This window comes from Neisseria sp. 19428wB4_WF04, from assembly GCF_015235335.1.
GTDB lineage: Bacteria > Pseudomonadota > Gammaproteobacteria > Burkholderiales > Neisseriaceae > Neisseria > Neisseria musculi.
On sequence record NZ_JADGLG010000161.1, the window covers coordinates 1 to 453 of the forward strand.

At 28.9% G+C, this 453-nt stretch carries 1 protein-coding gene; it reads left to right on the forward strand.

The window, feature by feature from the left end:
* Nucleotides 1–49 precede the first annotated feature (49 nt).
* A partial coding sequence (locus IR141_RS12805; protein WP_209304452.1) for a hypothetical protein occupies nt 50–453 on the forward strand: 404 nt, incomplete at its 3' end.

Consider the following 453-nt stretch of genomic DNA (forward strand, 5'->3'; position numbering starts at 1 on the left):
ATGTAATGGTAGATAAATTTTTAAAATAATTTTTTTTGAAGGAAAAGTGATGTCAAATTTAGCTCCGCAAAATGATGTTTTAAATCTTACGCCGAGTAAAACTTCTAATACTAGTAGTTCCTTTAGTAAAACGAGTAAAAATAAAGAACATGAAAGTAGCGATAGTAAAAATTCAACTCAAGATGATACGGAAAGTTTTTTAAATTCTTTGCTTAATTCTATTGATGAAACCAATGAATTTTTACCTGATCATATGAAGATCAGTCAAAAAGAAGTTGTTAGTGAAGCGATGAACAGACTTCAAAAAGGAGCTTTTGATGAGAGTGATAAGATAAGCATTTTCGAATCTGCTTCTTTTATGCAAATTCTTTCTTTGTTGGATAAGCTAAAAACAGATACAGCAGATGTTAAACTAGCAAATCTTTCTACTCAACTTTCAAGTCTTATTAAAAC